The organism is Streptomyces sp. YIM 98790 (assembly GCF_011421595.1).
Classification (GTDB): domain Bacteria; phylum Actinomycetota; class Actinomycetes; order Streptomycetales; family Streptomycetaceae; genus Streptomyces.
In genome coordinates this window covers 22,333-30,337 of sequence record NZ_WTLH01000067.1, presented here as the reverse complement: position 1 = coordinate 30,337, position 8,005 = coordinate 22,333, and the positions used below count along the sequence as shown (strand labels likewise).

7 protein-coding genes are annotated in these 8,005 nt (G+C 74.2%); 3 read left to right on the top strand and 4 right to left on the bottom strand.

Annotated features, from left to right (window positions below):
• Window positions 1–254: 254 nt before the first annotated feature.
• Window positions 255–956, bottom strand: coding sequence for a demethylmenaquinone methyltransferase (locus GQS09_RS13715; RefSeq protein WP_165986329.1), 702 nt, complete (start codon window positions 954–956; stop codon window positions 255–257).
• 123 nt (window positions 957–1,079) lie between these two features.
• Here GQS09_RS13715 and GQS09_RS13710 point away from each other — a divergent pair, with 123 nt between their 5' ends.
• Window positions 1,080–1,910, top strand: coding sequence for a DUF3152 domain-containing protein (locus GQS09_RS13710; protein ID WP_243761400.1), 831 nt, complete (start codon window positions 1,080–1,082; stop codon window positions 1,908–1,910).
• A gap of 73 nt (window positions 1,911–1,983) precedes the next feature.
• Here GQS09_RS13710 and GQS09_RS13705 read toward each other — a convergent pair whose 3' ends face one another.
• Window positions 1,984–2,217 (bottom strand): hypothetical protein, encoded by a 234-nt coding sequence (locus GQS09_RS13705; protein WP_165986327.1) that lies wholly within the window; start codon window positions 2,215–2,217, stop codon window positions 1,984–1,986.
• Between the two features lie 281 nt (window positions 2,218–2,498).
• On the opposite strand from GQS09_RS13705, the gene GQS09_RS13700 reads away from it, so the two are divergent.
• Both GQS09_RS13700 and GQS09_RS13695 read left to right on the top strand, forming a co-directional pair.
• Window positions 2,499–3,473, top strand: coding sequence for a helix-turn-helix transcriptional regulator (locus GQS09_RS13700; RefSeq protein ID WP_165986326.1), 975 nt, complete (start codon window positions 2,499–2,501; stop codon window positions 3,471–3,473).
• 112 nt (window positions 3,474–3,585) lie between these two features.
• Window positions 3,586–4,554 carry an aldo/keto reductase gene (locus GQS09_RS13695; RefSeq protein WP_165986325.1) on the top strand — a complete coding sequence of 323 codons (969 nt, stop codon included), beginning with the start codon at window positions 3,586–3,588 and terminating at the stop codon, window positions 4,552–4,554.
• Between the two features lie 96 nt (window positions 4,555–4,650).
• Here the strand turns inward: GQS09_RS13695 and mqnC are convergent, their stop codons facing one another.
• Window positions 4,651–5,847, bottom strand: a complete 1,197-nt coding sequence (gene mqnC, locus GQS09_RS13690; protein WP_165986324.1) for a cyclic dehypoxanthinyl futalosine synthase — start codon at window positions 5,845–5,847, stop codon at window positions 4,651–4,653.
• Window positions 5,848–5,932: 85 nt separating this feature from the next.
• Window positions 5,933–7,885: a serine/threonine-protein kinase gene (locus GQS09_RS13685; RefSeq protein ID WP_165986323.1), complete on the bottom strand. Its 1,953-nt coding sequence runs from the start codon at window positions 7,883–7,885 to the stop codon at window positions 5,933–5,935.
• Window positions 7,886–8,005 lie beyond the last annotated feature (120 nt).

Genomic DNA, 8,005 nt, shown 5'->3' with positions numbered 1-8,005 from the left:
CACACCGGCGGGCACGGCCCTGGGCGGGCCCCGGCCCGGTGCCGGTCCGGGCGAGTGAGCCGCGTCCCATGGCGGTGCCGGCGCCCGCCGGCCGCCGCCGGGTCATGGCGGTGCCGCGTGCGGCCGCGCACGGCACCTCCTCCCGCTGTTCCCCCCTGTTCCCCGCTGTTCCCCACGGTGAGCAGGGCCGGGGAAACCGCGGTCCCGGCTTCGCCGGGGGCGGGTGACGCCCGGTCACCGCACGCCGGCCCGGCTCAGTCCGGGTCCGGCCTGAACCCCCGGTGCAGCGTCACGATCCCCCCGGACAGATTGCGCCAGGCCACCTTCGACCAGCCGGCCTCCTGCAGCCACCGGGCCAGGCCCGGCTGGTCCGGCCAGGCCCGGATGGACTCGGCGAGGTAGACGTACGCCTCCGGATTGCTGGACACCGCCCGCGCCACCGACGGCAGCGCCCGCATCAGGTACTCGGTGTAGGCGGTGCGCAGCGGCGCCCAGGTCGGGTGGCTGAACTCGCACACCACCAGGCGTCCGCCCGGCCGGGTGACCCGCAGCATCTCGCGCAGCGCCGCTTCCGGACGGTGCACATTGCGCAGCCCGAAGGAGATGGTGACCGCGTCGAAGACCCCGTCCCGGAACGGCAGCCGGGTGGCGTCCCCGGCGGTGAAGGGCAGCCACGGCACCCGGCGCTTGCCCTCGCGCAGCATGCCCTGGCTGAAGTCGCACGGCACGGTGAAGGCACCGGCCTCGGCGAACGGCAGCGAGGAGGTTCCGGTGCCCGCGGCCAGGTCCAGCACCCGCTGGCCCGGCCCGGCCGCGACCGCCGCGGCCACCGCCTTGCGCCAGCGCCGGTCCTGCCCGAGGGACAGCACGTCGTTGGTCAGGTCGTACTTGGCCGCCACCGCGTCGAACATCGCGGCGACCTCACTGGGCTGCTTGTCCATCCTGGCTCGGGTCACCCGCCCATTCTCCCCGGCCCCGCGGGCCCCGCCCGCCCCGGGGCGCCGTCCGCCGCGCCGCTTCGCCAACACCCGTGCGGCACACGGCTGATGTGCGGTGATGTACCGTGGCGCGCCGTGGGGATGACCAAGTCGGCGCGCACCGGCCGCGCCACCATGAGCGGCACCGTGATGGTCGTCGCGGCGGCCGCCCTCTTCGGCGGCGGGGCGCTGGCGATCCGCTCGGCACCGGACGAGGAGGCCGGCTCCGCCCCGTCGTCCCCCTCCGCCGCCGCGGAGGAGCCGGGGGACGGCGGCGGGCGGAGCGATACCGGGGCGGAGCCGGCCCTCCCCGGCGACGAACTCTCCGCCACCTCCCGCCCCCGGCCGGAGCCGGAGCGGATGGCGGTCCCGGAGGACGGCCCCGGCACCTTCCGCACCGCCGCGGGCGGCGGCGAGGCGGCCGGGCGGGGCACCGTCTACCGCTACCGGGTGCAGGTGGAGGACGGCATAGCCCTGGACCCCGACGAGACCGCCGCGGAGATCCAGGCCGTCCTGGCCCACCCGCGCGGCTGGACCAACGACGGCGTCAGCGGCTTCCGGCTCACCGGTGAGGGACCCGCCGACTTCACGGTGCGGATCGCCACCCCGGCCACCGTGGACGAGATCTGCGGCGAGTGGGGGCTGGACACCGGCGGCGAGGTCAACTGCCGGGTGGGCGATCTGGTGGTGGTCAATCTGCGCCGCTGGGTGGAGGGCTCGCCCAACTTCCCGGGCCCCATCGAGGAGTACCGGGCGCTGATCATCAATCACGAGGTGGGCCACCGGCTCGGCCACGGCCACGCCGGCTGCCCGGCCCCGGGCGCACTCGCGCCGGTGATGATGCAGCAGATCAAGGGCCTGGACGGCTGCCAGGCCAACGCCTGGCCGTACGACTCCACCGGCACCTACATCGAGGGCCCCTGGGTGCCCTAGCCGGGCCCGGAGCGGACACCGGAGCGGCCGGGCGGACCGGGCGGACCGGGCGGCTGCTCCGGTCCTGTGCGGGTCACCGCAGCGCTCCCCACCGCGACCTGGCGTTCGCCACCGCCACCTCGACGCTGAGCGATCCGGGGGCACCCAGCACGAGCACGTCCTCCGGGTCGATGTCCCGCTCCCGGCCGCCGTTCAGCGGGCGCGCCTGCCACCGCCCGTCGGCCTCGTCCACCACCTGGAGCAGCCGGCTGGTTCGCTTCTCCCGTACCACCACGCCCACCCTCAGGTCCGGCGTGCGTTCGCTCATGCCCGGGGCCTCCTCCGCGGGCACCGGGCCGGCCGAAGGCCCGCGACGGTCCCCGTCCGGGCCGCGGAACCGCTGTGCCGCGGCGGGGTTCCCTTCCTTCCGGTCATCCGAACGCCATGGTTCACATCAGCGCTCCTGTCACACGTTGCCAACGTCCCCGGACGCCTCCACCGCACGGGGTACGTTCTTCCGGAACCAGCTTCAATGATGTTTTCGGCAACCGGGGAGTTGACCTGTGTTGACTACGATGGAAGCGCCCAGTCAACACACCGAGGTTCACCATGAGTGACCAAGATTTCGCCTTTCTCGCCAGGCGGCTGCTGGCAGAGAACGGCTATTCGATGCGGGCCGCCGCGAAGGCCATGCATTACGATGTCGCATTCCTTTCCCGCGCGCTCAACGGGAAGCAACGGCCCTCCCGGAAACTGGCGAAAGCACTGGACGATCTCGTGGGCGCCCAAGGTGCGTTGCTCGGCTCCGTGCCCTCCGGGGACGAACACGAACGCGTCTCCCGCAGTGCGGCCGAACCCTCACGGATCGACCAGGAGACCGTGCGGGCGCTCGGCCGGGTCCTGTTGGCCTATCGTCATCTGGACGACACGGCCCGGCCGGAAACCCTCATTCCCGCCGTCATGGCACAGGCCAGGACAACAATGGCCATGCTCAAGGAGACCCGGGGCAGGCACTGGAATGCACTCGCCACCGTGGCATCGGAATACGTGCAGTTTGCAGGCTGGTTGAAGGCGCAGGTCCGGGAAGACGCGGAGGCCATTGCGCTGCTGGACCGGGCCCTGGAGATCGCCGACGACATCAACAACGGCACGCTGGCGGCCCAGGCACTCAACTTCCGCGGCTACCTCGCACGACAGCAGGGAGCACCCCAGGCCGTCGCGCGCTGGTTCAGCGCGGCGGCCTTCACACCCGGCGCCCATCCCGCACAGCGGCTGGGGGACATGCTGCAGGCGGCCGCCGGGATGGCCGCGATGAACGAGACCCAGGACGCACTGCACCTGCTGGGCAGGGCGGAGGCGCTCGTCGACCGGGCCGCGGCCGCACCGCTTCCGGAGAGCGCCTACTGGCTGACGCCCGCGTTCAACCGGCTCAACATGGGCCTGTGCGCGCTTGAGCTGGGCCGCTGCGACGAAGCCGTGGACCACTTCGAAACCGGCCTGGCCGGGCTCCCCCGGGAACAACAGGGTGCGGTCTGGACCGGGGAACACCGGGCGGCCCTGCAGCGGGCCAGGCAGGCGCGGTAGCTCTGTCCCGGGCCGGCGCCGGCGGCTCCGAACGCGCGCTTGACCTGGAGAGCACTCCAACTGCCAGGGTCGGTGGTGCGGGGCGACCCACACCATCGGAGGTTTCATCACCATGCAGCGTCGTCGTATCGGCGGACCGGACGGCATCGAGGTCAGCGCACTGTGCCTGGGCGCGCTCCAGCTCGGCACCTACACGGACGAGAAGACGTCCTTCGCCGTCCTGGACCGCTTCGTCGAAGCGGGCGGCAGTCTCATCGACACCGCCAACAACTACTGTTTCTGGGAGCCGGGCTGCACCGGGGACGAGAACGAGACCCTGATCGGCCGCTGGCTGGCCTCCCGCGGCACGCGCGACCAGGTGCAGATCGCCACCAAGGCGGGTGCCCGGCCGACCCGGCCCGGCGGCACCCTGGCCGACGCCGAAGGGCTCTCGGCCCCGGTCCTCCGCGAGGCCGTGCAGGGCAGCCTGCGCCGCCTGGGCACCGACCACGTGGACCTCTACTACGCCCACATCGAGGACCGGTCCGTCCCGGTCGAGGAGACCGTCGGCGCCCTGGACGAGCTCGTCAGGAACGGCACCACCCGCGTCCTCGGCGTGAGCAACCACGCCACCTGGCGCATCGAACAGGCACGGGCCGCCGCCCGCGCGGGCGGCCACACCCCGTACACCTGCGTGCAGCAGCGCTACTCCTACCTCCAGCCGCGCTTCGACATCCCGCTCCCCCAGGCCGGCCACACCCACGCCACCGGCGAGCTCCTCGACTACGTCGCCACCGAGCCCGACCTGACCCTGCTCGCCTACAGCACCCTGCTCTCCGGCGCCTACACCCGGGCCGACAAGGAGATCCCGGCCGCCTACGACCACCCGGGCACCCCGCCCCGGCTGGCCGCGCTGCGCGAGATCGCCGCCGAATGCGGGGCAACGGTCCATCAGGTCGTCCTGGCCTGGCTCACCGGACACACCCCGTCCGTCCTGCCCGTCGTCGGCGTCAGCACCGTCGAACAGCTCGACGAAGCCATCGAGGCCATGGATCTCACGCTCACCGAGGACCAGCGCACCCGCCTCACCACAGCGGCCTGACGCCTGGTCCGCCGGCCGGCACGGCCGGCCGCGGCGGGCAACGGCGACGGCCGGGGGCGGGACGGCGGGGCGGGACGGCGGGTGACGGGGAGAGCGTCAGCGCGCGTCGAGGAGCTTCAGCTCCGGGTGGGCGGTGCCGCCCTCGATGGCGGTGGACGACAGGTGGGAGACCACCCGGTCGTCCGCCGGGTCGTCGGCCGGGTCCTGGTGCACCAGCAGGTGCTCGTAGGTGGTGGAGCGCTGCGCCGGGACCCGGTCGGCCGCGCGGATCAGGTGCAGCAGCTCCAGCCGGTTGGACCGGTGCCTGGCGCCCGCCGAGGAGACCACGTTCTCCTCCAGCATCACCGAGCCCAGGTCGTCGGCGCCGTAGTGCAGCGAGAGCTGGCCGACCTCCTTGCCCGTGGTCAGCCAGGAGCCCTGGATATGGGCGACGTTGTGCAGATACAGCCGGGCGATGGCGATCATCCGCAGGTACTCGAAGATCGTGGCCTGGGTCCGGCCGCGCAGCTTGTTGTTCTGCGGCTGGTAGGTGTACGGGATGAAGGCGCGGAAGCCGCCGGTGCGGTCCTGCACGTCCCGGATCATCCGCAGGTGCTCGATCCGCTCCGCGTTGGTCTCGCCGGTGCCCATCAGCATGGTGGTGGTGGACTCCACCCCCAGCCCGTGCGCGATCTCCATGATCTCCAGCCAGCGCTCGCCGGACTCCTTCAGCGGCGCGATGGCCCGGCGCGGACGCTCCGGCAGCAGCTCGGCACCGGCTCCGGCGAAGGAGTCCAGCCCGGCCTCCTTCAGCCGGACGATCGCCTCCCGGGCGTCCACCCCGGAGACCCGGGCCATGTGCTCCACCTCGGAGGCGCCCAGCGAGTGGATGACCAGCTGCGGGAACTTCTCCTTGATGGCCCGGAAGTGCCGCTCGTAGTACTCCACGCCGTAGTCCGGGTGGTGGCCGCCCTGGAACATGATCTGGGTGCCGCCCAGCTCCACCGTCTCGGCGCAGCGGCGCAGGATGTCGTCCAGGTCCCGGGTCCACACGTCCTCGCTCCTGGGCGGGGCGTAGAAGGCGCAGAACTTGCACGCCGTGACGCAGGCGTTGGTGTAGTTGATGTTCCGTTCGATGATGTACGTGGCGATGTGCTCGGTGCCCGCGTAGCGGCGGCGGCGTGCGGCGTCGGCCGCCCGGCCCAGGGCGTGCAGCGGCGCCTCCCGGTACAGCCCGAGAGCCTCCTCATGGCTGATCCGCCCGCCGTCGGCGGCACGGTCGAGCGCGGACTGGAGCGCGGCGCTGAGGGCCATGGGTGCGTCCCTTCGGCGGGTGGGCGTGAGGTGCGTCGCACCGGGCCCGGTCGGGCGGCGGCGGACCGCTCCAGCCTACGCGCCCCTACCCCCGGCGGGTGAGCTGGCCCTGGTGGGTGGCGTCGGGGTGCAGGGACTCGAAGTGGACCGTGCCGTCCTGCTGCGGGACGAACACCATCTGGAACTCCCCGGAGGCGCAGGCGCCCTGCACCGCGTCGGAGGCGTCCGGGTCGGCCTCGGCGGTGAAGGTGATGCGGTCCTCGGCGACGCTCTCCAGGGTCATCCGGTCCGTGCAGGTGGAGATCTCCAGCATGTCGGTGTGCTCGGCGGTGCCGAGGGCGTCGCCGATCACGCCGGGCTCCAGGGTGATCACCACGCTGCCGCCCGGCAGGCCGCCGAGAATCTCCACGGCGCCGGTCCAGGTCCCGACGAACTCCCCGGGCAGCTCGCCCTTCCGCGGCTGCGGGCTCTCGCTCTCCCGCTCCCCGTCGTCGGCCGGGCTGCCGGTGGGGCTGCCGGTGGGGGTGGGCAGGGGGTCGTCACCGGTGGTGTCCCGCCACTCGACGGGCAGGCCCGTCAGATAGGAGCCGAGGCCGATCGCGGCGACCAGTGCGGCGGCGCCCGCGGCGAGCGCCCAGCGCCGCCCGCCGCCTCCGGGGCGCGGCCGGTCGCCGGCCGGGGGCGCGGCGGGCCCGTAGCCCGGGGACATGGCACCGGCGGCGTAGGGAGAGGNCCAGCGCCGCCCGCCGCCTCCGGGGCGCGGCCGGTCGCCGGCCGGGGGCGCGGCGGGCCCGTAGCCCGGGGACATGGCACCGGCGGCGTAGGGAGAGGGCGAGGGGGCGGGGGAGGAGGGGGGCCCGGCAGCGGCGCCGCCGGGGCGGCCGCCGCCGTGCGGGCCCGCGGCGGGCGGCTGCGGGTAGCCGTATCCGGAGGTGGGGGGGCCGAAGACGCCGCGCGGCGGGACGGTGGCGGAGTGGCCGCCCGAGGCGCCCTCCGTGGTCCGCTCCGGCTCCGGCGGCACGGCGGGCGGGGCCTGCGGTGCCTGCCGCGTTTCCGTGCGCCCGGGTCCGGGGCCCGGGCCGGGTCCGGGCGCGGCCGGTTCCTGGAGCACGGACGGGACGGCACCGTCCGCGGCCACCTCCAGATCGAGCAGTTCCACGGCCAGCCTGCTGAGTCCCTCCACCACCGCCGGCGGCAGCCAGCCGTCCGCCACCAGCCCGGCGACCCCCTGCGGCCCGGCCAGTTCGGCCACGATCCCGGCCGGGGACGGCCGCACGGCCTCCTCCTTGGCCAGGCAGCGGCCGATCAGGCCGGCGAGTTCCTCCGGCACGCCCTCCAGGTCCGGCTCGCCGTGCACCACGCGGTACACCAACTGGGCGGTGTTGTCCCCCGGGAAGGCGCGGCGGCCGGTGGCGGCGAAGGCCAGCACCGCGCCGAGCTGGAAGACGTCCGAGGGGGCGCCCACCTGCCGCCCGACGACCTGCTCCGGGGACATGTAGCCGGGCGATCCCACCGACATCCCGGTGGCGGTGAGTTCGGCGGTGGAGTCGCCGTCCATGGCCCGGGCGATGCCGAAGTCGATCAGCCGCGGCCCGTCCAGGGTGAGCAGCACATTGGACGGCTTGATGTCGCGGTGCACCAGGCCCAGGGCGTGCACCGCGGCCAGCGCCTCGGCCAGTCCGGCGCCGAGGGCGCGCAGCGAGCGGACCGGCAGCGGGCCCTGGCGGGCGACGGTGCGGTGCAGGTCGGGGCCGGCCACATAGCCGGTGGCCACCCAGGGGAGTTCGGCCCCGGGGTCGGCGTCCAGCACCGGCGCGGTCCACTCGCCGCCGACCCGCCGGGCGGCGGCGACCTCGCGGGCGAAGCGGGCCCGGAACTGCTCGTCCACGGCGAAGTGCGGGTGCACCACCTTCACCGCGACGGTACGGCCGCCCTCGTTGCGTCCGAGGTACACGCGGCCCATGCCGCCGCTCCCCAGCCGGCGCAGCAGCCGGCAGGGGCCGATCTGTCTCGGGTCGTCCGCGGCGAGCGGCTCCATGTCTCCGGCGTCCTTCCCCCGCAGGTGCTGGCTCGTGCGGCTGATGCTGGTGGGTGTGCGTCGCCCTGCCTCCGTCACCCTACGGGCAGGGACCCGTGCCGCCGCCGCCCGGTTCCCGGT